Below are 25,720 nucleotides of genomic sequence, written 5' to 3' on the forward strand. Positions count from 1 at the left end.
AAAAAATTAAATATAAGATAATAGAATATATTAAATACTATTGAGTAATATTTAAAGTAATATTTAAATAATGGATTTAAAATATTATTAATATAATATTGAAATTTGTATAAATTGTTTATTTTCTAATGAAAAATGAATAATGAAATTGTGAATTTGATTCATTAAAGAAAATTCACTATCATTAGAAATATTATTTTACAATAAAAAATTGAATTCATATTAAAAAGGTTACTTTACTTAAAAATTTTTATTTTAATTAAAAATGCTAATTTGAGTTTATTTTTTCAAAATTAGTTAAATTTTTTAATTAAATTACTTTTTACTAATGTATTGTTATTTAATATTGATTTAGAAAACAATTAATCGTTTTTTGAAAAAATTAATAAGGGAGTTTATTTAAAATATTATTTGGAGTCAAATTATGAGATTAAAAAGTGTAGGAATGGGATATTTTTTAGCTGTTCCCGATGTCATTTCAATATTGAATTTGGTATTTGGATTTTTAGCTATTTTAATGGTTATTGATAATCATTTAACATATGCATCATTATGCATACTTGTTGCAGTTGTTTTTGACTCTGTAGATGGATGGGTTTCAAGAAAACTTGATCGTGATGATAAATTTGGTTTTGGAAAAAATATTGATTCTTTAGCAGACATAGTATCTTTTGGTGTTGCACCTTCAATCCTTCTATATTATATGGGATTAGGAATATCTGACTGGGCAGGATACTTAATGGCAATTGTAGCTGTTTTAACACTTGTTTGCGGTATGTTAAGACTTGCCCGTTACAATGTAATTTCAGATAAAATTAATTACCATGGATTCGTGGGATTCCCAATACCAGGTACAGCTATTATCATAGCTACTTATTACCTCAGCGGTTTATTTAACGTTGGAGTTGCTGCTATATTGATGTTATTTGCAGCTTATTTAATGATCAGTACAATCAGATATCCTAAAGTTGACAATTATTATGTGATTGGATTTGGAGCATTAATGATACTCATATTGCTTTTACCTATTAATGTATCCATAGGTGCTGTAAATATTCCGGCTTTAGCATTGTTTGTTTTATCATTGGTTTACATGTTTATGACATTCTTAGAGTTCTTCATTGATACTGAAGAGGCTTTAACTCCAGAAAACGTAAACAGAAATATTGGACAAGTTAGAGAAATAACCGCTAATAGACTTAGTGTTTCCTTAAGTTCTGCAAAAGATGCTGTCAAATCAATGAAAGAATCTATTAACCAAGTTTCTTCTGGAGAAATTATTGGCGAAAGCAAAGCAGCAGAAGATGAAAAGGAAGAAAAGGAAGAAAAATTATTAAGCATTAGCACTGGTGAAGTGGAAGAGGAGTAAATTCATTAAATCTTATAATTGTTTTATTTAATGATTTAATTTAATGATTTTTTAAAATTTCATTTTTCACTTTTTAATTTTTTTTAATATTTTTTTTTTCTGATTTATTATTTCAATTCTTCTTTTTTTATTATTTTTATTTTTTTCAAGCTATTTTTACAAATTGAGTTTAAAACTTATGTAATTTCATTTTTCAAACCTATTTTTTCTACTTATTTTATCTCATTCCATTCCAGGTTTGATAACTATGACTAATCGAAAAAATCGATTTAATTTGTTTAAGAATGATAAGTTTAAATTGAAATTAGAAAATTTCGGAGAAAAAGGAGAAAAAGATAAATCAGATTTGCAAACGAAAAATGAAAAAGCGGATTCATCACATTTTCCAAGTTTTGATTCCATAATCCCTGAAAGTTCACCCTTAAAAAACAATTCAAATTCTCCTTCCAATTCTGGATTTTATAATGACGAGTTTAAATCTAAGAACCAATCTAATGCTGCTGGTGATTTATATGGGGTTGATGAGAAATATGCTAAATATATCTACTCTAATCCTGAAGGTTTTAATGATTCTGATGAGGAAGATGGTGGATTTCCAGATGGTTTAAATGAGTTAAACAAAGGAAAAAATGAAGGTCAGGATAAGAAAACTATTAAAAATGAGTTGTTACGATTTAAGACTAATCTATTGAATCAAAAGGATTCCTCAAAGTCATCATTTGCTAAGATAACTATTTTTCTAATAATTCTGGTATTGCTTTCATCAATATTCTATTTTTTTGTTTATCAGCCGTTTCAGAATGAATTGAATTTAGAGAAAAATTCAAAACTGAATGAGTTGAATGCATTGTATAAAGGGCCTTTGGAGGTTAATGATAATGCTTACACTTTGGAAAATAGAATCAATCAGGCTTATGATATTGAGGAAATCAAGTCAATTGATGTTTTGCGATATGCCACTAAGGATTGGAGAATCTATCATAGCTCTAAAATTGTATCTTGCAAGGACGATTTTGGCAGGATAATGATGTCTTATGGTGAAAATAAGAATATTATAATGTCTGTTAAAGATGCAAATGATTTTGTTAAGGACAATGATGCTAAGGTCTTATCGAATGTTCAGTTTGAAAAGGTCAATACGGTTATTGTGCCGATTTCACTTTCAAGACTTCAAGCTACTGCAGGATTGATTTCTGTAGGGTCAGTTGTTGATGTTTACTCATTAAGTGATAACGATTCTGACTATTCATATGCCAATGAAGATGTCGGTGAAGATGAGGACTTCAGTGAAAATGAAGAAATAAGCAATAATTTAAGTTCAATTCCATCAAATGAAACACTTAATGGCACTTTGGAAGAGAGAGAAAGGGATCCGATTGTAAGTGGTGCAACTGTTTTGGCAATCTTGCGCTCTAAAGATAGCGGTTTGGTGGATAGCACTGTTTCCAAATCAAAAACAGTCATTAAGGGAAATGAAACAAAACCTTTTGAAAACACTGTTTCCTATTCAAGTGATGTTGAAGAACTTCTTAAATCATCAGTATTAAACTCAAAAAGTGATAATAATGTCTTAGACTCTTATTTGATGAATTATGGAGTCAGATTATCAAATTTTGAGAGAATGTCCAATTTAGGAGACTTGGATTCTGAATATATTATTCTTTTGGAAGTGCCTCAATCTGATGTAAATTTTGTTATTAACAATATGGATAATTTGATTTTAGCAATTCCTACAGATTTTGCACCTAATTGGGTGGTGGATGAGTTAAACGAGACATATTATGAGAATTTATATCAAAATCAATCTTTAGATTTCTTATAATCTATTTATCTCATCTCCACCAATCCTTTAACAAATCCTTTAACAAATCTTTTCAAATCGAATATTATAAATTTATTAAATATGAAAAATAGATAAAAGTATAGAATTAATATTTAAGTTTTTATTTAGTTATTTAATTAAGTCATTTAATTAAAATTAGTTAATTTGTTGATGATTTTTATGGATATAAAGAAAATTATAAAGCCTACAACAATTATTGTCATTATTGCTTTTTTGATTATAGGTTTATATGCTTTAACTGAAGTTAATTACTTTTCATATAAACAAGTTGCAGAATCTAAGGATGTTAATGCATCAGTTGTTGTAATCCCTGCTATAGGGGTTTTTGAGAAGATCAACAATGTTTCAATATCCCAAGGGGTTTATATTGATGAGACTTCCAATATTCCAACTAAGGGGGATACCGTTTTATATGGGCATAGGACATTGCAAGGGTCCCCATTTTTACGTTTAGATTCTCTTAAAAAAGGAGATGTTGTCAGTTTGGAATGGCCCGGAATCGGTGAAGTGAATTACACTGTCAAGGGATCTGAAATAATTGCACCGACTAATTTCCTAGATTTAAATGAAAGTCATGTAAATGATGTAAATAATCAGGATTTGTACTTGGTAACATGTCACCCAATAGGTTCATCTGCTCAAAGGCTTGTTGTAACTGCTGAATTAGACTCAATAAGCCCTATCAATGAAACAGTGTTAGAACAAAATCCTCAAGCACATTGGGCTTGGCTAATTACTGCAGGATTCTTGATTTTAGGTTTAATTGTAGCATATTTCACTCCTGCTGAAGAGAGGAAAATCATTTTGGCAGTTGTCATAGCCATTACAATTGTTCTTGCGTATTTCTGTATTTTCCCAATATCCTCACAGGTCTGGGCAGATCAATTAGGATGGCTAAATAGTTTGATGGGAGTAAATTAGTAGGATGAATTTATATTTTAAATTCTAGGATAATTATAATATAATTAAAGGATTGAATTAATTGATTTATTTAGAGGTATTTTATGGGCGCTAAAGAAGAATATTTTTCTAATATTTCAAATAGGGAAAGAGCAATATTTGAAGGGGCCATTAGTATGGGAGCTTTATTCCATCAATTTGTAGGAACTCCTTTCAATAAAACAAATATTGCAAGTTTAGAAAAAGCTATGGAAGAATCTTTCGCTTTGCAGCCTTGCATTGAAAAGGTTGAAGTTTCCATTGATTTGGATAGATTGGATAATGCCATGACTGAATTTGAATACACTTCATTAAGTGGAGATATGCTTGATGTAAAAATCTATTCAAAAGTGGACGATGTTTTGGCAGTTATAAGAATCAAATTCATAGAAGAGCTTAACTACCCTTTAATGTTTGTTGAAGAGATTATAGAATAATCTTACAACTCCTTTTTTTAATCCTTTTTTTAATTTTAATCATTACTTTAATCCTTTTTTTACTTTTTATCATTACTTTAGTTCTTTTTTTACTTTTAATTTAATTTCTATTTTCAAATTATTTTTCACATGATTAAAAAAGTCTAATAATTTTGCTTAATTATACTAAATTATTTAAATAAATAAGGCTATATATAATATTATTATGATTTATATCTTAAGGTAAACAATAGCGATAAGGTATTTATTTTAATATTTGAACTAATATTTTTCAAACTATACAAAGAATGTGAGATGATTTAATGATTATTATAGATTCCAAGCTTTGTAAAGGATGCGATATTTGTATAGCTACTTGTCCTAAAAATGTTTATTCAAAATCTGACAAAGTAAACACAAAAAATGTTTACCTTCCTTTCCCAGAACATGAGGAAGGTTGCACTAAATGTGGCTTATGCGAATTATCATGTCCAGATCAAGCTATTTATGTTGAAAAAGAGGTGGAATAAATGGTGGAAGAGCGTTTTGTTCAAGGAAATGAAGCTTGCGCATTAGGTGCAATAGCTGCAAACTGCAGATTCTTTGCAGGTTATCCAATTACTCCATCTACTGAAATCGCAGAGCAAATGTCTATTTTGCTTCCAAAATATGGTGGATCTTTTGTTCAAATGGAGGATGAAATTGCATCTGCTGGTGCTATCATCGGAGCTTCATGGAGTGGTATGAAAGCAATGACCGCCACTTCCGGTCCGGGTATTTCCTTAATGCAGGAAAATATAGGTTACGGATTCATTACTGAAACTCCAATTGTAATTATCAATGTTCAAAGGGGTTCCCCATCCACTGGTCAACCTACAATGTCTGCTCAAGCAGATATGATGCAAGTTCGTTGGGGTTCTCATGGTGATTATGAGCCTATTGCTTTAGCACCATCATCTGTTCAGGAATTCTTTGATTTTACCATCAAGGCTTTTAATTTGGCTGAAGAGTACAGAGTTCCTGTTACCGTTCTTGCTGATGAAGTTGTAGGTCACATGAGAGAAAAATTGATAATTCCTGATGATATTGAAATTGTAACTCGTAAAAGACCTGAAAAGGTAGATGGCCAATACTTGCCATTTGATGCACCTTGCGATGGAACTACCCCTATGCCTGCTTTTGGTGATGGATTCAATATTCACGTCACTGGACTCACTCACGATGAAAGAGGTTATCCAGACACTAACGATCCAGACACCCATACCAAATTGGTTGAAAGATTATGCAATAAGGTTTTAATGCACAGAAAAGATATCTGTTCAGTTAAAAAGGAAAATTGTGATGATGCAGACATTGTCATTGTTTCTTGCGGTTCCCCATACCGTTCTGTTGGAGCTGCTATGAAAAAGGCAAGAGAAGAAGGCATAAAAGTAGGATCTCTTAAAATTGACACTCCATGGCCTTTCCCAGAAGAGGAAATTGCTGAAATCGCTAAAACTGCAAGCGACATAATTGTTCCTGAAATGAACTTAGGACAAATTGTTCATGAAGTTGAAAGGGCAGCACATGGTGAAGCTAACGTTCACTTGATTGGCAAGATTGGAGGAATCCTTCATAAGCCTGATGAAATTTACGATAAGATTAAGGAGATTAATGGATAGGTGGTAAAATGGTAGAAAAGGAAAGCCCATATAAAAAATATCTTAGAGAAGAAAGATTGCCACACATATTCTGTCCAGGTTGTGGAAACGGTACTGTTATGAGCACATTCTTTAAAGGATTAGAAGGAACCGATATTGATTTTGAAAATGTTGCTATGGTTTCAGGTATCGGTTGTTCCTCAAGAATCCCAGGTTATGCAAAATGCGATTCACTCCACACTACTCATGGAAGAGCTTTAAGCTTTGCAACTGGTTTAAAGGTTGGAAACCCTGACTTGGATGTTGTTGTATTCACTGGTGATGGGGATGCAGCATCCATTGGTGGAAATCATTTGATTCATGCTGCAAGAAGAAACATTAATCTTACTGTAATTTGTATCAACAATAATATTTATGGTATGACTGGTGGTCAAATCAGTCCAACTTCCCCAAAAGGAAGCTTTGGTACAACTGCACCTTACGGTTCAAGAGACATGCCATTTAATTTAGCTGAACTTGTAAGTGCCGCTGGCGCATCTTATGTTGCTAGATGGACCACTACACATCCTCTTCAATTATCCAAAGCTATTCAAAAAGGTTTGGAAAATGACGGTTTCTCATTTATTGAAGTTGTTTCCCAATGTCCAACTTACTTCGGACGTAAAAACAAGATGAAAACTCCATTGCAAATGTTTGAATGGATTAAGGAAAACAGCATCAATAAAAGAAGAGCAGAAAAGATGGATGAAGCTGAATTGGAAGGAAAAATCATTGTTGGTGAATTTGCTAATAATCCACATGCTGAATTAACTGATAACATTAAGAAATTGGCTGAAGAGAATTCAGATAAGCCGTTAGCTATTAAATCTGCATTTGAGGAGTTGGATTAAGATGAGAACTGAAGTTCGTATAGCTGGTTTTGGTGGTCAAGGAGTAATTATGGCAGGAGTTATCATTGGTAAGGCTGCTTCACTCTTTGACAATAAAAATGCTGTTCAAACCCAATCTTACGGTCCTGAAGCTCGTGGAGGAGCTTCCAGAACTGAAGTTGTTATTGATGATGATGAAATCGACTATCCTAAAGTAACCAGTCCAGACATTTTAGTTGCAATGTCCCATGAAGCTTTAATCAAGTATATGGGTGATTTGAAAGATGAAGGTGTCTTGATTATCGATCCTGATATGATTGTTGAAGAAGAGATAGTTGATTTTGTAAATGAACACAAAATAAAACTTTACAGAGCACCTGCAACTAAAACTGCAACTGAAGATGTTGGACTTAGAATTGTTGCAAATATTGTAATGATTGGTGCAATCGTAAAGGTCACTGAAGTTGTTTCAGTTGATGCAGCAAAACAGGCTATTTTAGACAGTGTACCAAAAGGTACCGAAGATAAGAATATTCAAGCATTCGAAGCAGGATACGCTTTGCTTTAAATATTTTTATCATTTTTTCTTTTTTTAATATTTCAAATCATTTTTTGATTATTTTTATTATTTCTATTTTTTCTATATCTCTATTATTCTGATTATTTTTATTATTTCTTATTTTTATTATTTCTATTAATTTTTTAATTTTTTAATTCAATTTCACTATTTTTTATAAATAATTTTAATAATAAGAAATTACATATCATATTATGTTTAAGATAATACATTAGTTCTATTACAATATATTTACAATATATTTACAAAAATTTTTCATAGGACATTTATCTTTTTAATTTATTTTAATATTCATAAGTATTTTTAAAATTCATACTAATTTTCATGCTTATTAAATAAGAGTGAGAAAAATGAAGTTTTTTGAACATAGTGCAAAAAAAGTTTTTGAAAGTGAAGGAATTAAAATTTTAGAAGGGCATGTTGTATACTCCCCTGAAGAGGCAATGGAAGTTGCTACTGAATTTGGTAGACCTATTGTACTCAAATCTCAAGTTTTAGTTGGTGGAAGAGGTAAAGCAGGAGGTATTAAGTTTGCAGACAACCCGGGTGAAGCATTTGAAATAGCTAATGAGTTATTAAAGTTAGAGATTAAAGGTGAAAAAGTAAAACACTTGCTCATTGAAGAAAAAGCAAATATCCAAAGGGAATTTTTCTTAAGTGTTTCAAATGACAGGGCAAATAAAACTCCAATCATTATGGCAAGTGCTGAAGGTGGGGTTGAAATTGAAGAATTGGCTAAGACATCCCCTGAAAAAATCATTAGGTATAATGTAGACCCATTAAAAGAGTTCTTGCCTTATGAAGCTCGTGAAATAGCTCGTAAAATGGGAGTGGGCTCTGAATTGATGTCTCAAATTGGTGCTATCATTTGGAAGCTCTATAATGTTTATGATAAGTACGATGCAGAAATTGCAGAAATTAACCCTCTTATCTTAACAGATGATGGTTTGATTGCAGCTGATGCAAAATTGGAAATTGAAAATGATGCTTTATTCCGTCATCAAGATCAAGTAAGACAAAACAGATTCAAGAAAAAGGATTTTGCATTTGTAAAGCTTGATGGTGACATTGCAGTTATCGGAAATGGTGCGGGATTGACCTTAACAGGTATGGATATGGTTACCTTATTCGGTGGAAAACCTGCAACTTTCTTGGATATCGGTGGTGGAGCATCTGATGAATCCATTAAAAAAGCTTTAAACTTAGTTTTAAATTACCCTCCTGTAAAAGTGGTATTCCTTAATGTTTTAGGTGGTATTACCAGAGCGGATGATGTTGCAAGAGGTGTAATTGCAGCTTTAGAAGATAACAAATGGGATGTAAACATTGTAACAAGACTTACCGGTACAAATGAAGAGGAAGGTCAAAGATTACTTGAAGAAGCAGGCATTCCTTATGAAATCTCATTAGAAGAAGCTGCTAAAAAAGCAGTTGCAATGTGTGAAGAGATTAAAGCAAAAGAAGCTAAATAGTTCTTCTTTTACTTTTTTTTATTTCTATTTATTTTTTTTATTAGTTACTTTTTTTATTAGATAATTACTTTTTTTATTAGTTATTAACTTTTTTTAGATTATTTACTTTTTTAGATTTTTTTATTATTTGCACTGTTTTTTTAGTCATTTTTGGGATGATTTTATTTTTCCTTAAACTATTTATATATTGGTCAACAAAGTTTATTTAAAAATGATGTGATAATATGAAAGTGTTAGGTATTAATTCAAGTCCTAGAGAAGAAAGTAATGTTAGAATAGCCTTGGAAACTGCTTTGGAAGCTGCTGAAGCAAAAGGTGCAGAAACAGAAATCATTGATGTAAATTCTTTAGCTATTTCTCCATGTCAAGCAGATAATTACTGTAAGGAACATGATTCCGAATGTGCTTTGCATGATGAGATGGATGATATTTACAAAAAGATTGAAGAAGCAGATGGAATCATCTTAGGAACTCCTATCTATTTCTTTGATATTACCGCTCAAGCTAAAACTGTCATTGACAGATTATATTGTTATTTCATGAATGAAAAATATTCTGAATTGTTCTCTAACAAAAAAGTCGCAATTATTGCAACTAATGGTGGTGCACCTGTAGAAGCATTTGAAGGTTCCTTAAAAACTCAAATGGTTGCATTTGAAACATTAGGATTCCAAACTGGAGATATCCTTGTATTAGGCGATAATAATATTCCTGGCGGTATTAAAGAAAAAGAAGATCAATTAGGAAAAGCTAAGGCTCTTGGTGAAACTTTAATATAATCCTTTCCTAATTTCTTTAAATCTATTTTTTAATAATTTTATTTTTTTCAATTATTTTTAATTTTTTTTAATTATTTTTTATTTTTTATTCCAATAAAACAACTCTGCTGACTTCAGACTCTTTAGCCAATTCTCTTCCGGTTTTATCCGCTATTTCTTGGGCAAAGTCACGAACTTCTTGGTTTGATGGCATATTGTCAAGGCTTAATCTTTTTCTGGAAGATCCTACAAACATGTATGCTTTCACTTCAACATATTTTGGGTTTGCCTTATTGATCAGTTTAGCATATTCGTCAGTGTTTATCATGTTTTTGCCCTTAACTGAAGTGATTCTAATTGCTGTTCTGCTGTTAAAACTGTTCATCAGTTCAAGTGTTTTGTTTAAATTGCTCCAAGCATCATTTATTTGAGGGTTACAGAGTTCTTTATACACTTTCTCGTTAGGTGCATCTAAGGAAACATATAGTTGTGTTGGTTCGTTTTCAAGGCTTCCAAGTTTTTCCCAATACATTCCATTGCTCACTAAAAATGTTGTGAAATCCTGTCTATGAAATTCCGCTAAAAGTTCATCAATTTCAGGATATAAAGTCGGTTCACCCGCAAGTGAGATTGCAGCGTTTGTCGGCTTCTTGCTTTCTTCAAGCTTTTTCTTGTCTGCCTTTTTATTTCCACCAAAACCACATAATAGATTGTTTTGAGCTTTTATGGCACCTTCAATAATTGTTTTAGGATCATCATATTCCCCTTCCCATTCTATTCTGGTCTGACTTAAGTCTCTCCAGCAAAAAGAGCATTTTTGGTTACAGAATGGTACAGCTGGAGACATTTGAAGGCATCTGTGGGATTGAACTCCGTAGAATTGCTCTTTATAGCACACTCCTTCATTAACCATGCTTTTTCTTGTCCAATGACAGATTTTTGCAGCAGCATGGCCGTGCTCCCCTACAAATCTATAACCGCTGTATTCCAATTTTGCTTGTTCTTCTTTAGTGAATGCCATAATAATCCTTTTGATTTTTTGTTGATTAAAATAATTTAAATATAATTAAGAATATATATTTTATTAATATAGTAATAATTTTTTTAATTATTCTATTTATTATTTATCATACTAAAATGCATAAATATTAGATGTATAAATGTTTGATGTATAAATGTTTGATGCATAAATGCTAAATGTTATTTAATTATAGTTTTTAAGGAGGATTTGATTTGAGTCTTAAAACACCTGTTGTTATATTAAATTTTAAAACTTATTTGGAATCCAGTGGTGAAAAGGCATTGGATTTGGCTAATGCTTTAGAAAGTGCTGGTGAAGAATCTGGAATTACAATGGTTGCTGTACCGCAAGCTATTGATATTTATAGAATTAAAGAGGAAACCAATATTCCTGTACTTTCTCAACATATTGATGCAGTATCCCCTGGAGGCCATACTGGAAGCAACTTGTTTGAAAGTTTCGTAGCAAGCGGTATCGATGGGACTTTATTGAATCACTCTGAATGCAGAATGACTCTTGCAGACATTGCAGAAGTTGTTAAAAAGACAAAAGAGGCAGAACTCATTTCATGTGTCTGTACCAATAATATTGAAACAAGTGTTGCAGCAGCTACCTTTTCACCGGATTACGTTGCAGTGGAACCGCCTGAACTTATCGGTACTGGAATACCTGTTTCCAAAGCTGATCCTGAAGTTGTAAAGGGAAGCGTATCCAAAGTTAAAGCCATTGACAAGGATGTTAAGGTTTTATGTGGGGCAGGAATTTCAACTGGTGATGATATGGCTGCAGCTATTGAATTAGGTGCTGAAGGAGTTCTTTTAGCTTCTGGAATCATTAAGGCAGAAAGCCCTAAAGACGCATTATTGGATTTAGTAAGTAAGATTTAATTTTCTTTAAATTATGGAAATGATTGTTATTGAGTGAAATTATGGCTAACTTTAATACTATTGATGATTTTGATGTAAATGGCAAAACAGTTTTAGTTAGGATTGACATCAACTCTCCTGTAGATCCTAATTCTGGAATCATTTTAGATGACACCCGTATGAAATTGCATGCTGAAACCATTAAGGAATTATCTATGAAAGGTGCTAAAACTGTTATTCTTGCTCACCAAAGTCGTCCAGGTAAAGATGATTTTACCACATTGGAGCAACATGCTGTCGTTTTATCTAGAGCGGTCGGTTTGGAAGTGAAATATGTTGATTCCATCTTTTCATCTAAGGCAAGGGAATCAATTATAGCTTTAGAACCTGGACAAATCTTGCTTTTGGAAAATGTCAGGTTCTTTTCAGAGGAGCAATTGAAGCGTTCCGCTGAAGAGGAAGCCACTTCTGTGCTTGTAAAAACATTGACTCCTTTAGTTGATTATTTTGTAAATGATGCTTTTGCTGCAGCACACAGGTCCCAAACTTCATTGGTTGGGTTTACAAGAACTGTTCCATCAGCAGCAGGCAGGGTCATGGAAAAGGAATTGACAGTTATTGGCAACGCTTTAGAGAATGTTCAACACCCATGTGTTTTTGCTTTAGGTGGAATGAAGGCAGACGATTCAATTACAGTTACTGAAAACGTTTTGGAAAACGGCACTGCAGATTATGTCCTTGTTTCAGGTCTTGTTGCTAATATATTCATTTGGGCAGCAGGTTATGATATCAAATCCACTAACAAGAACTTCATTGAATCAAGAGGATATCTTGATATGGTGGATAAATGCAGAGACCTCATTGAAAGGTTTGGAGATAAGATCGTTTATCCTACTGATGTTGCAGTAAGTGTTCAAGGTGATAGGGCAGATGTAACTATTGAAAACATTCCTGATGCTTCAATTTTTGATATTGGCAGAGAATCATTGATCAAATATTCCAAGATTCTAAGAGAGGCAAAAACCATTTTCGCAAATGGTCCTGCTGGTGTGTTTGAAGACCCTAAATTTGCAATCGGTACCGAGGATATCATCAATGCAATTGCGTCATCAAAAGGATTTTCAGTTATTGGTGGAGGGCATATTGCAGCAGCTACCGTTAATTTAGGATATGGTGATAAGATGGATCATATCAGTAGTGGTGGTGGAGCTTCCATTGATATGTTGGCTGGCAATCCATTACCTGCAGTTGTGGCTCTTGAAGAGTCTAAGGAATTATTTGATGGTAAATAATCCTTGTAAATAATCCTTGTAAATAATCCTTGTAAATAATCCTTGTAAATAATTCTTAAAATAATAATATTTTTAATAATAAATAATTTTTATTTCTAAAAAAATTATTTATTCTACTTATTTTCTTTTTTTAATTTTATTCTTATTTTTTATTCATTTAATTCTTTTTCATAAAAATTTTTAATGATTTTTACCATATTTTCTAGTTATTTTAAATACTTTTTAAAAATTTCATATAATTTATAATGAATAATCATGATAAATTATACAAAACTTTATATAAAAATAAAGATAAAAGATAAGAATGTTGAAAAAATTTAAGATTTTAAAGGTTATAAAATGACAGATGAAATTATAATTGCTGACAGTGAAAATGTAAAAAACGCATTAAATGGATTTCAAAACGCTTTAAAAAATGTAAAGGAAATTTCTCCTTTGACTTTTTGCATTACCAATTTTGTAACAGTTACTGATTGTGCGAATGCAGCATTAGCTATTGGTGCATCACCAATCATGTCCAATGGTGCTGAAGAAGGTGGAGAAATAGTAAATATTGCAAGTGCTCTTGTAATCAATATAGGTACATTAAGCAAAGCTCAGAATGAATTGATGAGAAACAGTGCAAACCAGGCTAAGGAAATCAATAAGCCTATCATTTTTGATCCAGTAGGTGCAGGTGTAAGCGCTCTTAGAAATGACATGACAACGGAAATTGTTGAAAATTATCCTCTTGCATTAATTAGAGGTAACATGTCTGAAATTAAAGCCATTACCAAATTGATTAATCTTGATGAAAGCAATGATTCCGTAGCTAAAGGTGTGGATGTAGCAGCAAGTGATGTTATTTCTAAGGATAATTTAGCTGTCAATGGATTGGTCGTAAAAGAATTGGCTAAGGAATTAAATACTGTTGTTATTGCAAGTGGTCCTATTGATATTATTTCAGATGGTGATGTGACTTTTGGTCTTGAGAATGGTGATGAGATGATGCCTCTTATCACTGGTAGCGGCTGTATGCTAACTACAATCATGGGATCATATGTAGGTGCTAACGAACCATTGATTGGAGGAATTACTGCTTGTGCTTTAATGGCAGTTGCAGGTGAAAATGCTGCAGAATATGTAAGGAAAAATGATTTAGGTACCGGCAGTTTCAGAACAGTATTAATTGATAATTTATATAAATTGACTGCTGAAGAATTAGTGGAAAGAGCTAATTTATTTGAAATCAACATCTAAATAACATCTGTATTTCATCTAATTAGATAGGAAAGTTGGTTAAATGAAAAAAGAGGATATTGATTATTCAGTTTATTTGGTTACAGACCGTAGGAATAAAACTGATGAGGAATTTTTAAACATTATTGAAGAAGCAATTAAAGGTGGAACCACTGTTGTTCAGCTTCGTGAAAAGACTGCTTCAACAAAGGAGTTCTATGATTTGGCTTTAAGAGTTAAGGAAATCACCAGCAGATATGGTGTTCCATTGTTGATTAATGATAGAATTGACATAGCTCTTGCAGTTGATAGTGAAGGTGTTCATATTGGTCAGGATGATATGCCTGCAGATATCGCTCGTGAAATAATTGGCGAAGATAAGATATTAGGTGTTTCAGCTTCAACTGTTGAAGAGGCTAAAAAAGCTGAGAAGGATAGTGCAGATTATATAGGTTCCGGTGCTGTTTTTCCTACAGCTACTAAGGATGATGCAGATTCAGTCTCTAAAGAGGAATTAAAGGAAATTGTAGATTCAATTGACATTCCTGTAGTGGCTATTGGTGGAATCACTGTAGAAAATGCCAATACATTAAAGGGTAGTGGCATTGCAGGATTTTCAGTTGTAAGTGCAATCATGAGTGCTGAAGATCCAAAAGAGGCTTCCAAAAAATTAAAGGAAATTTATTTCTCTTAATTTCTTTATTTTTTTTATTGAAACCGCTTATTTTTTCTTAATTTTTCCACTTTTTCTATTTTCTTTTTATTTTCTCTATTTTCTTTTTATTTTTCTATTTCTTATTTATTTTAATTTAAAGAAAATATATTCAATAGTAAACTATTTAAATGATATTTTACTAATTACTATTGTTGAATATTTTTATGGAATATTTCCATATCGGACATTCCATTTGAATATTGATTCTATTTTTGATTTTTCATTGCCTCGGTGGCTCAGTCTGGTAGAGCGCGAGACTTGTAATCTCGTGGTCGCGGGTTCAATTCCCGTCCGGGGCTTTATATAATTTGATTGTGTAATTTGAGTCAGTTATATGATTTTACTAATCAGTTATATGATTTACCAAAACATTTATATATTATGGTAATATAAAATAAGTATGTTGTATAAATATTGTTGGGACCATAGGGTAGCTTGGTCGATCCTTTGGGCTTTGGGAGCCTGAGACTCCGGTTCAAATCCGGGTGGTCCCACTTTGTATCTACCCGACTTAGCTCAATTTGGCAGAGCGTTGGACTGTAGATCCAAATGTTGCTGGTTCAAGTCCGGCAGTCGGGATTTTATTATTATACTATTTTATCATATGTTTTTTTTATCTTGAAATTTGATTTTTTGAATTTCAATTGATTAAAAAGTATGATAGGTAGAAACATTTAAATATAATAATAAATATACCATTTTATGAGTATAATTTATACTCACATAGTTTGCCCTGGTGGTGTAGGGGCTATCATGTGGGCCTGTCGAGCCCGCGACTCGGGTTCAAATCCCGGCCAGGGCGCTTAACTATATGTTAAGTAAGATAGCCACATTGTATTTCATTTGTTTAATCAGGGCCCGTAGCTCAGTCTGGCAGAGCGCTTGGCTTTTAACCAAGCGGCCGCGGGTTCAATTCCCGTCGGGCCCGCTCTGATTTTTTTTATTTATTAACTTTACTAAATTTAAATTTTTAAATTAACATTTTTTCGAAGATTTTTTAATTATTAATGTCTTATTTAAATCATATTTAAATTTATATTGTATTTGACTTAGAATTTATTCTACTAGAATTGGGTGATTTATTTATATTAATTGGGGGTAATGTTTAATTTCATAAATTCAAGTGTTTATCTATTTTTTATTTTTAATGAATTTTTACTGTATTTGATTTATGAATGATTTGCATTATCGAATTTTGATATGAATTAGATCTATTCTATGATGGTGAAGAAGTAAGGGATTGTAAAAAATTAATGAAAAATTAAATTTTATTTAAAGTATTTAAAGTTTAAATTATGATTAATATTAGAAATTTCATTTAGAAGAAAGTTATTCATTACAAATTGTTTAAAAGTTTTATCGGAGGAATATTTTGGCATTTAATATATTAAACCATAGTGCTGTTCCTAAGCACGAAATTTTGTCTGATGATGAAATTGAAGAGATTTTTGCAGATGTTGATTATGACATTAGTCAACTTCCGAAAATTAAAGTAAATGATCCTGTTTCTAAAGCTATTGGTGCTGAAGAAGGTCAAGTTCTAAAAATAACTCGTAAAAGTGAAACTGCAGGCATATTTGTTACATACAGGCTTGTAAGTGGAGAAAATAATCAAAAATAATTTTTTTAATCTAGATTTTTAATTTATTGTATTATTTTGGAGATATTAAATGAAAAATAAGACATGGGGTTTAGTAGATTCATTTTTTGATAAATATGATATTGTAGACCATCATATTAAATCTTATAACGATTTTGTTGAAAATCGTATACAAAAGATTATTGATATCACTGAACCAATCACTATTGAAAACGAAAAAGGAAACTATACTCTTAGAACAGGTAAAATTAAAATTGAAAAACCTTTCACCAAAGAAGCAGACGGTTCTAAAAGTATGATTTATCCTACAGAAGCAAGACTTAGAAATTTAAACTATTCTGCTCACATGTACTTGGAAATGGCATTGCATGACAACAACAGCGATGAAGAGGAAGAATTGGAAGAAGTATACATTGGCGAATTGCCTCTCATGCTCAAATCCAGCATTTGTCATTTGCATGGGCTTACTGATAAGGAATTAATGGAAAAAGGGGAAGACCCTAAAGACCCTGGAGGTTATTTCATTGTAAACGGTTCTGAAAGAGCTGTTGTAACTATGGAAGAAATCGCTCCTAACAAAATTATCTTGGAAAGAATTGATGAGCCTGAAGATAGACATGCAAAAGCTATTGTAACCTCAATTAAAAGTGGTTTCAGAGCAAGAATTACTTTAGAATACAAAAAACCACGTAAAAGCGGTGTGTTCTTAAGAATCTCTTTCCCATATGTTCCTGGAGAAATTCCATTAGTGATCTTGCTTAGAGCATTAGGATTATCAACTGACCAAGAAATCATTACAAAGATTTCTGATGATTTCAACTTCCAAATGTATATTGCAGACGATATTCAAGTATCTGAAAAAGACTTGAAATTGGATTCTGAATTAATGGCAGAAATGACTAATGAAGAAAGAGAAGAATACTTAAGAATGGCAGCTATCAAATACATTGGTAATAGAGTAGCTAAAGGAATGACTGAAGAGTACAGAATAAAACGTGCTGAAGATGTCATTGACAGATACTTATTGCCTCATATGGGTATTGAATCTGATAAACGTTATGATAAAGCTATTTACTTAGCGGAAATGACTGAAATGTTGCTTCAAGTAATTGAAGGTCAAAGAGAACCTCACGATAAGGACCATTACACCAATAAGAGATTAAGAGTTTCCGGTGACTTAATGGAAGACTTATTCAGAGTAGCTTTCTCTTCATTAACAAGAGATATGAGCTACCAACTTGAAAGAAGCTTATCCAGAGGTAAGGAACTTTCAATTAAGCAAGCTGTCCGTTCTGATGTTTTAACTGAAAATATCAAGCATGCAATCGCTACCGGTAATTGGGTAGGCGGAAGAGCTGGGGTAAGCCAGCTTTTAGATAGAGTAAGTTACATGGCAACACTTTCTCACTTAAGAAGGGTTGTATCTCCTCTTACTAGAAGTCAACCTCACTTTGAAGCTAGGGACTTGCACCCTACTCAATTCGGTAAGATTTGTCCAAACGAAACACCAGAAGGACCAAACTGTGGATTAGTAAAGAATTTAGCTCTAATGTGTAAAATCTCTGAAGGTTTCGAGGAAGAAGAAGACCAAAAACTTGTAAACATCATTAGAGACATGGACGTAGAGATGATAGACTAATCGGAGGGATTTTATGGTAAGAGCTAAAATTTATATTAATGGTAAACTAACTGGTTATTGCGATAATCCTGAAGAATTCACTAAGGAAATGCGTGATAAAAGGAGAAACGGCCAAATCAATAATGAGATGAACATTACCTACTATGATGACAATCATGAAATCTATATTTTCACAGACCCTGGTAGGGCAAGAAGACCTTTAATCCTTGTTTATGATGGTGAACCAGCACTTAGAGATGAACATATGGAAGCTATTGCAAATGGTGAATTGAAATGGGATGAATTATTTGCAAAAGGTATTTTAGAATACTTGGATGCTGAAGAAGAAGAGAATTCATATATTGCAATGAATTTAAGTCAATTAAATAAAGATCACACTCACTTGGAAATTGACCCATCCACTATGTTAGGTATTTGTGCAGGAATTATTCCATTTTCAGACCACAACTCTTCTCCAAGGAACACCATGGAAGCAGGGATGACTAAACAGGCATTAGGTTTATACGTATCAAATTACGCTTTACGTACTGATACTCGTGCACACTTATTGCACCACCCTCAAACTCCTATCGTAAAAACAAGAATTATTGATGCTATCAACTATGATTCAAGACCATCAGGTCAGAACTTGGTTGTAGCGCTTATGTCTTATGAAGGATATAACATGGAAGACGCAATGATTCTCAACAAATCCTCTCTTGAAAGAGGTATGGGAAGATCCAGTTTCTTCAGATCTTACGAAGCATCTGAAAGAAGATATCCGGGTGGACAAGAGGATAAATTCGAAGTTCCAGAAAAAGGAGTTAAAGGATACCGCAGTGAAGAATCCTACAGAAACTTAGATGAAGATGGTATTGTTAACCCAGAATCCCATGTTGAATCTGGTGATGTATTGATTGGTAAGACTTCCCCTCCAAGATTCTTAGGAGAAATCGATGAGTTCGGTACTGTTGCAGAAAAAAGAAGAGAAACTTCCGTAACTGTAAGGCACGGTGAAAAAGGTATTGTTGATGCAGTGCTCTTAACCGAAACTGTTGAAGGAAGCAAATTAACCAAAATAAGAGTAAGGGACACAAGACAACCTGAATTCGGTGATAAATTTGCATCAAGACACGGTCAGAAAGGGGTTGTAGGTCTTATCTTATCTCAAGATGACATTCCATTCACTGAAGATGGTGTTGTGCCTGATATTATCGTTAACCCACACGCTATCCCTTCAAGGATGTCTGTTGGACAAGTATTGGAAATGGTAGCTGGTAAAGCAGGATGTATGGAAGGACACCGTATGGACGGCACTCCATTCAATGATACTGTTGAAGGTGAAATCAAACGTGCTCTTAAAGAAAACGGTTTTGAATCAGCAGGATGTGAATCATTGTACAATGGTGTAACCGGTGAACGTATTGAAGCTGAAATCTTTGTAGGTGTTGCATATTACCAAAAATTACACCACATGACAACTGATAAGGTTTACGCACGTTCCACTGGTCCAGTACAAGTGCTTACAAGACAACCAACTGAAGGTAGAGCACGTGAAGGTGGTCTCAGGTTTGGAGAAATGGAAAGAGACTGTCTTATTGCACACGGTGCTGCTCTCGCATTGAAAGAAAGATTATTGGATGAATCTGATAAATACGAAGCAGTTGTATGTAATGAATGTGGAATGTTAGCAGTGTATGATAAGAATAAACGTAAGATGTATTGCCCAATTTGTGGCGACAGCGAAACTTATCCTGTTGAAATCTCATACGCATTCAAATTATTATTAGATGAACTTAAAAGTTTATGTATTTTCCCTAAATTAGTTCTTGGGGACAAAGCTTAAGAAATAAGGTGTTGAAATAAAAATAAATTTTTTAAGGAGCCAATATTTTGAAAGGAATTATTAAAAAAATTGATAGAATTAATTTTGGATTAATGTCACCAGAACAGATTAGGGAAATGTCTGTTGTAAAAATAGAAAGACCAGACACTTACGATGAGGATGGTTATCCAATAGAATCTGGATTGATGGATTCTCGTTTAGGTGTTATTGATCCTAGTTTAAAATGCCGTACCTGTGGTGAGAAAGGTGGGGAATGTCAAGGTCACTTCGGTATGATTGAACTTGCAAGACCTGTTATCCATGTAGGTTTCGGTGATGACATTCATAAGATCTTACGTTCCACCTGCACTGAATGTGGACGTGTACTCTTGGATGATGATGAAATCGAAGAGTTCACTGAAAAGATGGAAGAACTCCAAGAAGCAGGTGAAAGCGTAGAAGATCTCGTAAAAGATGTTTATAAAATCTGTAAAGATAAAAAAACCAAAGAGGTATGCCCTCATTGTGGTGCTGAACAGGAAGACATCAAGATTGTCAAACCTATCGACATTATTGAAGTTCGCAAGCAATACGATGAAAATGGAGAACTTATGACTGAAGAGGATGGAACTCCTTTAACTGAAGATTATGATTTAACTGCATCTGAAGTACGTGAAAAGCTTCAACGCATTCCAGATGAAGATGCATATGTTTTAGGTGTAAACCCTGAAGTTGCACGTCCAGAATGGATGGTTCTCACAGTATTGCCTGTACCCCCTGTTACAGTAAGACCTTCAATCACTCTTGATACCGGTGAAAGATCTGAAGACGACTTAACCCACAAGTTAGTGGATATTTTAAGAATCAACCAAAGATTGATTGAAAATATGGATGCTGGTGCTCCACAACTTATTGTAGAGGACCTTTGGAAATTACTCCAATACCACGTAACTACTTACTTTGACAATGAGGCAAGTGGTGTTCCTCCTGCAAGACACAGAAGTGGAAGACCTCTTAAGACTTTAGCTCAAAGATTAAAAGGTAAAGAAGGAAGATTCAGAAGTAACTTATCAGGTAAACGTGTAAACTTTTCAGCACGTACTGTAATCTCTCCTGATCCTAATATCAGTATTAATGAAGTCGGTGTTCCTGAAATGATTGCAAAAGAGGTAACCGTACCTACCTATGTAAACGAATGGAACATTGAGGAATTAAAAGAAGCTATCTTAAATGGTCCTAACGTCCACCCTGGAGCAAACTATGTCAAAAAGACCATCAATGGTAAGGAAATGAAAGTCAGAGTCTTGGATGACAACAGGGAATTAGTCGTTGAGAACCTTGAATACGGTGATGTTGTAATGAGACATCTCAAAGATGGGGATATTGTTTTATTCAACCGTCAACCTTCTCTTCACAGAATGAGTATGATGGCTCATGAAGTAAGAGTATTACCTTACAAGACTTTCAGATTAAACCTTTGTGTATGTCCTCCATACAACGCGGACTTTGACGGAGACGAAATGAACATGCATGTTTTCCAAACTGATGAATCCCGTGCTGAAGCTAAATCATTGATGAGAGTACAGGAACACATCTTATCTCCAAGGTTTGGTGGACCAATTATCGGTGCTATTCACGACCACATTAGTGGAGCTTACCTTTTAACCCGTGATGGATTCACTGTAAGGGAAGATGATGCTTTCCAAATGATTAGAAAATCACATCTTCTTAACAATGAATATGTTGATAAAAAGCATTTAAAACGTAAAAACCGTGATTGGACTGGAAAAGAGTTATTCAGCTTATTGCTTCCAGATGACCTCAACATGAACTATAAGGCGGAAATCTGTAGAAAATGTGAAACCTGTCTTAAGGAAGATTGCCAATACGATGCATTCGTAGTAATCAAAGACGGTCAATTAACTCATGGGGCTATTGACGAAGCAGCATATGGTTCCTTCTCTGGTAAAATTTTGGATACAATCGTTAAGGAATACGGACCATCCCGTGCAAAAGAATTCTTGGACAGATCCACTGACCTTGCTATCTGCGGTATCATGAAAACAGGTATTACCACTGGTACTAACGATGAGGAAATTCCAGAAGAAGCTATTGAAGTTATTGACGCTCACTTAGATAAGGCTGAACAAGAAGTAGACAAATTAATTGCAACTTACGAAGAAGGACTTCTCCAACCTTTACCAGGTAGAAGTGCAGAAGAAACCTTGGAAATGCGTATTGTTCAAGTTCTTGGGGAAGCTAGGGACACAGCAGGGGAAATCGCAGAAGGTTACCTTACAATGGGTAAACAATCTCAAGATGACTCCTATGACTACGTGATGGCTGTTGAAAACCACTCTGTAGTAATGGCACGTACAGGTGCAAGGGCATCCATGTTGAACCTTACTCAGATTACTGCTTGTGTAGGACAACAAGCGGTTAGGGGTGGACGTATCGAAAGAGGATACATCAACAGAACATTGCCTCACTTCAAGAAAGGTGAGTTAGGGGCTAAAGCGAAAGGATTTGTACACTCAAGTTACAAATCAGGTCTTGACCCAATCGAGTTCTTCTTCCACGCAATGGGAGGAAGAGAAGGATTGGTCGATACTGCGGTCCGTACATCAAGGTCAGGATACATGCAGAGGAGATTGGTCTCGGCACTCGAAGACCTCAAGCTCACTGCTGACGGATCAATCAGGAACACGGCAGACACAATCATCCAGTTCAGATACGGAGAGGACGGAACAGACCCCACAAGGTCGGTCGGAGGAAAGGTCATCGATATGGACGACCTGTTCACCGAGGTCCTCGGAGATGATGCAGATGCCCTCCTCAGGCTCGATTCAAGAGATGTAGGAGAGGACTACGGAAGCCGTGAGAAGGACGAAATGGAGTACTTCGAAGAGGAGAACTCCGATTACGAGAGCGAAACCGAATACGAGAGTGAGTGAAATGGCTAAGAAAGATACATTCAACGCATTGGTCACAAGGGGTGTCGAGACATCCGTCGCAGACGAACTTCTGACCAAATTCAGCACACTGAAATCCATCAGCGAGGCAGGTGTTGAAGGCCTCATGGAGATCGGACTCTCGGAAGAGGTCGCAAACGACGTCATCACAAAGGTAGGAAAGCGTGCTTCCAGATCCACCGCTAAGAAGAAGGCGGAGGAAGTGGAAGTCGTTCACATGGAGATTGTGAGCAACAAGCACCACGAGTACTCAGACGAAGAGAAGAAACTCCTCGCTATGGAGGAAGAGCTCGGAATCAAGCTCCCCCTCAAGGTCATCGTGGACATCGCATCACGTCTCGAAGGTGCAGACATCAGCGACGAGAAGTGCAGGGAACTCCTCACAGTCGCAGACCGTATGTACCAGAGCCACCGCATGGACCCTCACGAGTCCGCAGGTGTCATGGCAGCACACTCCCTGGGAGAACCCGGTACACAGATGAACATGCGTACTTTCCACTTCTCAGGAGTTGCAAACATCCTTACGACACAGGGATTGCCCAGGTTGATCGAGATTGTCGATGCCAGGCGTATTCCCAGTACACCTTCTATGGACATTCCCCTCAAGGGATTGGCCGCAGAAGATGAGAAGGTCGCACGTCTCGTTTCATACGAGATTGAGACTACATCATTGCTGAACATCGCAACAGTGGAGACAGACATCACCAACATGAGGATGATCATCCACCCCGACCAGCGTAAGATGGACGAGCGCGGTGTCACAATGGCAGACATAATCGAGAGGCTCAACAAGGTAAAGGCTCTCCGCGGATTGGTCTCATCCGATGACTTCGAGATCACAGTCACATCCGATGAACCTTCATTCAAGAAGCTTCAGGTAATTTCCGATGCAGTCAAGAATGCAAAGATCAAAGGAATCGACGGAATCTCAAGGGCTGTTCTTACAAAGGACAGAGATGACAGATGGAAGATCATCACCGAGGGAAGCAACCTCAAGGAAGTCCTCAAGGTAGATGGAGTCAACAACGAGAAGACAATGACCAACAGTATCCTGGAGGTTGCAGACGTTCTCGGTATCGAGGCCGCAAGGAACGCAATCATCAGGGAAGCATTCGGAACACTTTCCGAGGCAGGTCTTAACGTTGATATCAGACACATCATGCTTGTGGCCGATCTCATGACCAATGACGGTTATGTGAAGGCCATCGGTAGGCACGGTATTTCCGGAAGGAAATCAAGTGTATTGGCAAGGGCAGCGTTCGAAATTACGGCACCGCACTTGCTCCATGCAGCAATGAACGGAGAGGTGGACCACCTTGAAGGAGTTGCTGAAAACATCATCGTCGGTCAGCCGGTTACACTCGGTACCGGAGCCGTAAACTTAATTTACACACCCAAAAAGGGGGATGAATAATGGCTATAGATATTGGTAGAGCATTGAAGTCCGCAATCGCAACCGGAGAGGTTGAGTTCGGAGTAGATCAGACAGAGAAAGCAGTAAAGTCAGGAAAGGCACAGATGGTTATCATCGCAAGGAACTGTCCCAGTGAAGTCCTTACGGCCGGAAACCTCGATGTAAAAGTCCACGTTTACGAGGGTAACAACATGGAGTTGGGCGCACTCTGCGGAAAGCCGTTCTCGGTATCCGCTCTTGCGGTCATCGACAAGGGTACCTCCAACATCTTAACGCTGTGAGAATATGTCTGCAGATATCGTACTTACGGAGGACACTCTCAGATACATCTCACTCTTCGAGATGATCACAAAAGCAAACGTCAAAGACTGTATGGATACAGATGACAAGTTGGTTTTTGTCGTAGAGAAAGGACAGGGAAACACAGCAGTCGGTAAGAAGGGCGAACACATGATCAAGCTCAAGGACAAGACCGGAAAGAACATCCAGGTCGTCGAGTACTCGGAGGATCCTGAGCAGTTCGTGAAGAATGTGTTCCACATATATGCCCCCCAGAAGGTCGAGATCGAGCAGCGCGGTAATATCACGCATGCCACCGTCACCGTCGACCCCAAGCTCAAAGGCAGGGCCATCGGAAAGGCAGGAAAGAATCTCCGTATTGCCAGAGACATCGTCAACAGGCACCACGAGATTCAGAGCATCAGCGTTGACTGATCGGGACCCCCTTCGATCGGTCGTCCCAAGGATAAACCTTTTACTTCCTTTAGAAATTATGTTCTGGTGCACAACATGGTGCATCGAACATTACATTTTTGACATAAGTTGAAGAAAACAAATGAAAATATGTTGATTTTTTATATTTTGTTGTAGATTATAAAGCATGATTGTTGGAATTGATTTTGGGACCTGTTACTCCAATGTTGCAGTCATGGTGGGTGATGTTCCAATTACAGATCATATAAGAAATACAACAAAATATGGCATACCTACAGAATTTTTATTTCATGATGATGTAGAATATTATGGGGTTAATTGTCATTCACGTGATTTAGTACAATATCGTGGAGACATCATAACTCGGATGAAAAAATTGATCAGAGAGGATCAAAACAATATAAACAAATTCAAAAAATAATAGAAATAAATGGAGGTATTAATTATGAAGAAACATGTATGTGACGTTTGTGGATGGGAATATGATGAAGCTTTAGGAGCACCAGAACTTGGTATCGCACCTGGAACAAAATTTGAAGATCTTCCAGAAGATTTCGTTTGCCCACTTTGTGGTGTCGGAAA

23 protein-coding genes, 5 tRNA genes and 1 pseudogene are annotated in these 25,720 nt (G+C 35.1%); 28 read left to right on the forward strand and 1 reads right to left on the reverse strand.

All coding sequences use genetic code 11. The annotated features are described in order from the left end of the window. Window positions 1-424 precede the first annotated feature (424 nt). From Q0409_RS09540 to Q0409_RS09585, 10 genes are all read left to right on the forward strand, one after another. Window positions 425-1,369, forward strand: coding sequence for an archaetidylserine synthase (locus Q0409_RS09540; protein WP_298537540.1), 945 nt, complete (start codon window positions 425-427; stop codon window positions 1,367-1,369). A 298-nt stretch (window positions 1,370-1,667) separates the two neighbouring features. Continuing rightward, window positions 1,668-3,191: a hypothetical protein gene (locus tag Q0409_RS09545; protein WP_298537544.1), complete on the forward strand. Its 1,524-nt coding sequence runs from the start codon at window positions 1,668-1,670 to the stop codon at window positions 3,189-3,191. A 180-nt stretch (window positions 3,192-3,371) separates the two neighbouring features. After that, window positions 3,372-4,133: a class E sortase gene (locus Q0409_RS09550; RefSeq protein WP_298537547.1), complete on the forward strand. Its 762-nt coding sequence runs from the start codon at window positions 3,372-3,374 to the stop codon at window positions 4,131-4,133. Between the two features lie 83 nt (window positions 4,134-4,216). Beyond that, a complete protein-coding gene (locus tag Q0409_RS09555) occupies window positions 4,217-4,588 on the forward strand; it encodes a dihydroneopterin aldolase family protein (RefSeq protein WP_298537550.1) in 372 nt (123 codons plus the stop codon). Window positions 4,589-4,890: 302 nt separating this feature from the next. Beyond that, the gene (locus Q0409_RS09560; RefSeq protein WP_297828655.1) at window positions 4,891-5,097 is read left to right on the forward strand and encodes a ferredoxin family protein; all 207 of its coding nucleotides are present in this window, start codon (window positions 4,891-4,893) and stop codon (window positions 5,095-5,097) included. After that, a complete protein-coding gene (locus tag Q0409_RS09565) occupies window positions 5,098-6,228 on the forward strand; it encodes a 2-oxoacid:acceptor oxidoreductase subunit alpha (protein WP_298537553.1) in 1,131 nt (376 codons plus the stop codon). A gap of 8 nt (window positions 6,229-6,236) precedes the next feature. Further along, window positions 6,237-7,097, forward strand: a complete 861-nt coding sequence (locus tag Q0409_RS09570; protein ID WP_298537556.1) for a 2-oxoacid:ferredoxin oxidoreductase subunit beta — start codon at window positions 6,237-6,239, stop codon at window positions 7,095-7,097. Window position 7,098: 1 nt separating this feature from the next. Further along, window positions 7,099-7,644: a 2-oxoacid:ferredoxin oxidoreductase subunit gamma gene (locus Q0409_RS09575; protein ID WP_298537558.1), complete on the forward strand. Its 546-nt coding sequence runs from the start codon at window positions 7,099-7,101 to the stop codon at window positions 7,642-7,644. 359 nt (window positions 7,645-8,003) lie between these two features. Beyond that, entirely contained in the window at window positions 8,004-9,125 is a 1,122-nt protein-coding gene (gene sucC / locus Q0409_RS09580) for an ADP-forming succinate--CoA ligase subunit beta (protein ID WP_298537561.1), read from the forward strand. 224 nt (window positions 9,126-9,349) lie between these two features. Further along, entirely contained in the window at window positions 9,350-9,904 is a 555-nt protein-coding gene (locus Q0409_RS09585; RefSeq protein WP_298537563.1) for a flavodoxin family protein, read from the forward strand. Between the two features lie 85 nt (window positions 9,905-9,989). On the opposite strand, the gene twy1 is transcribed toward Q0409_RS09585, so the two are convergent. Further along, window positions 9,990-10,904, reverse strand: coding sequence for a 4-demethylwyosine synthase TYW1 (gene twy1 / locus Q0409_RS09590; protein WP_298537566.1), 915 nt, complete (start codon window positions 10,902-10,904; stop codon window positions 9,990-9,992). Window positions 10,905-11,116: 212 nt separating this feature from the next. Here twy1 and tpiA point away from each other — a divergent pair, with 212 nt between their 5' ends. From tpiA to Q0409_RS09680, 18 genes and pseudogenes are all read left to right on the forward strand, one after another. Next, a complete protein-coding gene (gene tpiA / locus Q0409_RS09595) occupies window positions 11,117-11,791 on the forward strand; it encodes a triose-phosphate isomerase (protein WP_298537569.1) in 675 nt (224 codons plus the stop codon). Between the two features lie 38 nt (window positions 11,792-11,829). Continuing rightward, on the forward strand, window positions 11,830-13,062 hold the full coding sequence (locus tag Q0409_RS09600; RefSeq protein ID WP_298537602.1) for a phosphoglycerate kinase: 1,233 nt from the start codon (window positions 11,830-11,832) through the stop codon (window positions 13,060-13,062). 339 nt (window positions 13,063-13,401) lie between these two features. Then, a complete protein-coding gene (gene thiM / locus Q0409_RS09605) occupies window positions 13,402-14,301 on the forward strand; it encodes a hydroxyethylthiazole kinase (RefSeq protein ID WP_298537571.1) in 900 nt (299 codons plus the stop codon). A gap of 43 nt (window positions 14,302-14,344) precedes the next feature. Beyond that, window positions 14,345-14,974, forward strand: a complete 630-nt coding sequence (gene thiE, locus Q0409_RS09610) for a thiamine phosphate synthase (protein ID WP_298537574.1) — start codon at window positions 14,345-14,347, stop codon at window positions 14,972-14,974. 246 nt (window positions 14,975-15,220) lie between these two features. Then, a tRNA-Thr gene (locus Q0409_RS09615) sits at window positions 15,221-15,294 on the forward strand. 120 nt (window positions 15,295-15,414) lie between these two features. Further along, window positions 15,415-15,489 (forward strand) — tRNA-Pro (locus Q0409_RS09620). Window positions 15,490-15,500: 11 nt separating this feature from the next. Then, window positions 15,501-15,574: transfer RNA gene (locus tag Q0409_RS09625), tRNA-Tyr, on the forward strand. A 151-nt stretch (window positions 15,575-15,725) separates the two neighbouring features. Beyond that, window positions 15,726-15,797 (forward strand) — tRNA-Asp (locus Q0409_RS09630). A gap of 52 nt (window positions 15,798-15,849) precedes the next feature. Continuing rightward, window positions 15,850-15,923, forward strand: a tRNA-Lys gene (locus Q0409_RS09635). A 444-nt stretch (window positions 15,924-16,367) separates the two neighbouring features. Next, window positions 16,368-16,616, forward strand: a complete 249-nt coding sequence (locus Q0409_RS09640) for a DNA-directed RNA polymerase subunit H (RefSeq protein WP_292776391.1) — start codon at window positions 16,368-16,370, stop codon at window positions 16,614-16,616. 49 nt (window positions 16,617-16,665) lie between these two features. Then, the gene (locus Q0409_RS09645; RefSeq protein ID WP_295607821.1) at window positions 16,666-18,234 is read left to right on the forward strand and encodes a DNA-directed RNA polymerase subunit B''; all 1,569 of its coding nucleotides are present in this window, start codon (window positions 16,666-16,668) and stop codon (window positions 18,232-18,234) included. 13 nt (window positions 18,235-18,247) lie between these two features. Then, the gene (gene rpoB / locus Q0409_RS09650) at window positions 18,248-20,059 is read left to right on the forward strand and encodes a DNA-directed RNA polymerase subunit B (RefSeq protein WP_298537578.1); all 1,812 of its coding nucleotides are present in this window, start codon (window positions 18,248-18,250) and stop codon (window positions 20,057-20,059) included. Window positions 20,060-20,106: 47 nt separating this feature from the next. Next, a pseudogene (locus Q0409_RS09655) lies at window positions 20,107-22,848 on the forward strand (DNA-directed RNA polymerase subunit A'); the annotation flags it as partial. 145 nt (window positions 22,849-22,993) lie between these two features. Continuing rightward, entirely contained in the window at window positions 22,994-24,424 is a 1,431-nt protein-coding gene (gene rpoA2, locus Q0409_RS09660; protein WP_298537581.1) for a DNA-directed RNA polymerase subunit A'', read from the forward strand. Then, window positions 24,424-24,705: a 50S ribosomal protein L30e gene (locus Q0409_RS09665; RefSeq protein ID WP_298537583.1), complete on the forward strand. Its 282-nt coding sequence runs from the start codon at window positions 24,424-24,426 to the stop codon at window positions 24,703-24,705. The genes rpoA2 and Q0409_RS09665 overlap by 1 nt, the downstream gene beginning before the upstream one ends. Before the next feature lie 4 nt (window positions 24,706-24,709). Further along, complete coding sequence (locus tag Q0409_RS09670) at window positions 24,710-25,138, forward strand: NusA-like transcription termination signal-binding factor (protein WP_298537586.1); 429 nt, start codon at window positions 24,710-24,712, stop codon at window positions 25,136-25,138. Window positions 25,139-25,304: 166 nt separating this feature from the next. Further along, on the forward strand, window positions 25,305-25,559 hold the full coding sequence (locus Q0409_RS09675; RefSeq protein ID WP_298537589.1) for a hypothetical protein: 255 nt from the start codon (window positions 25,305-25,307) through the stop codon (window positions 25,557-25,559). A gap of 24 nt (window positions 25,560-25,583) precedes the next feature. Continuing rightward, window positions 25,584-25,720, forward strand: a 137-nt coding sequence (locus Q0409_RS09680) for a rubredoxin (protein ID WP_298537605.1), incomplete at its 3' end; no start/stop codon positions are given.

This window comes from uncultured Methanobrevibacter sp. (assembly GCF_937898925.1).
Lineage (GTDB): Archaea > Methanobacteriota > Methanobacteria > Methanobacteriales > Methanobacteriaceae > Methanobrevibacter.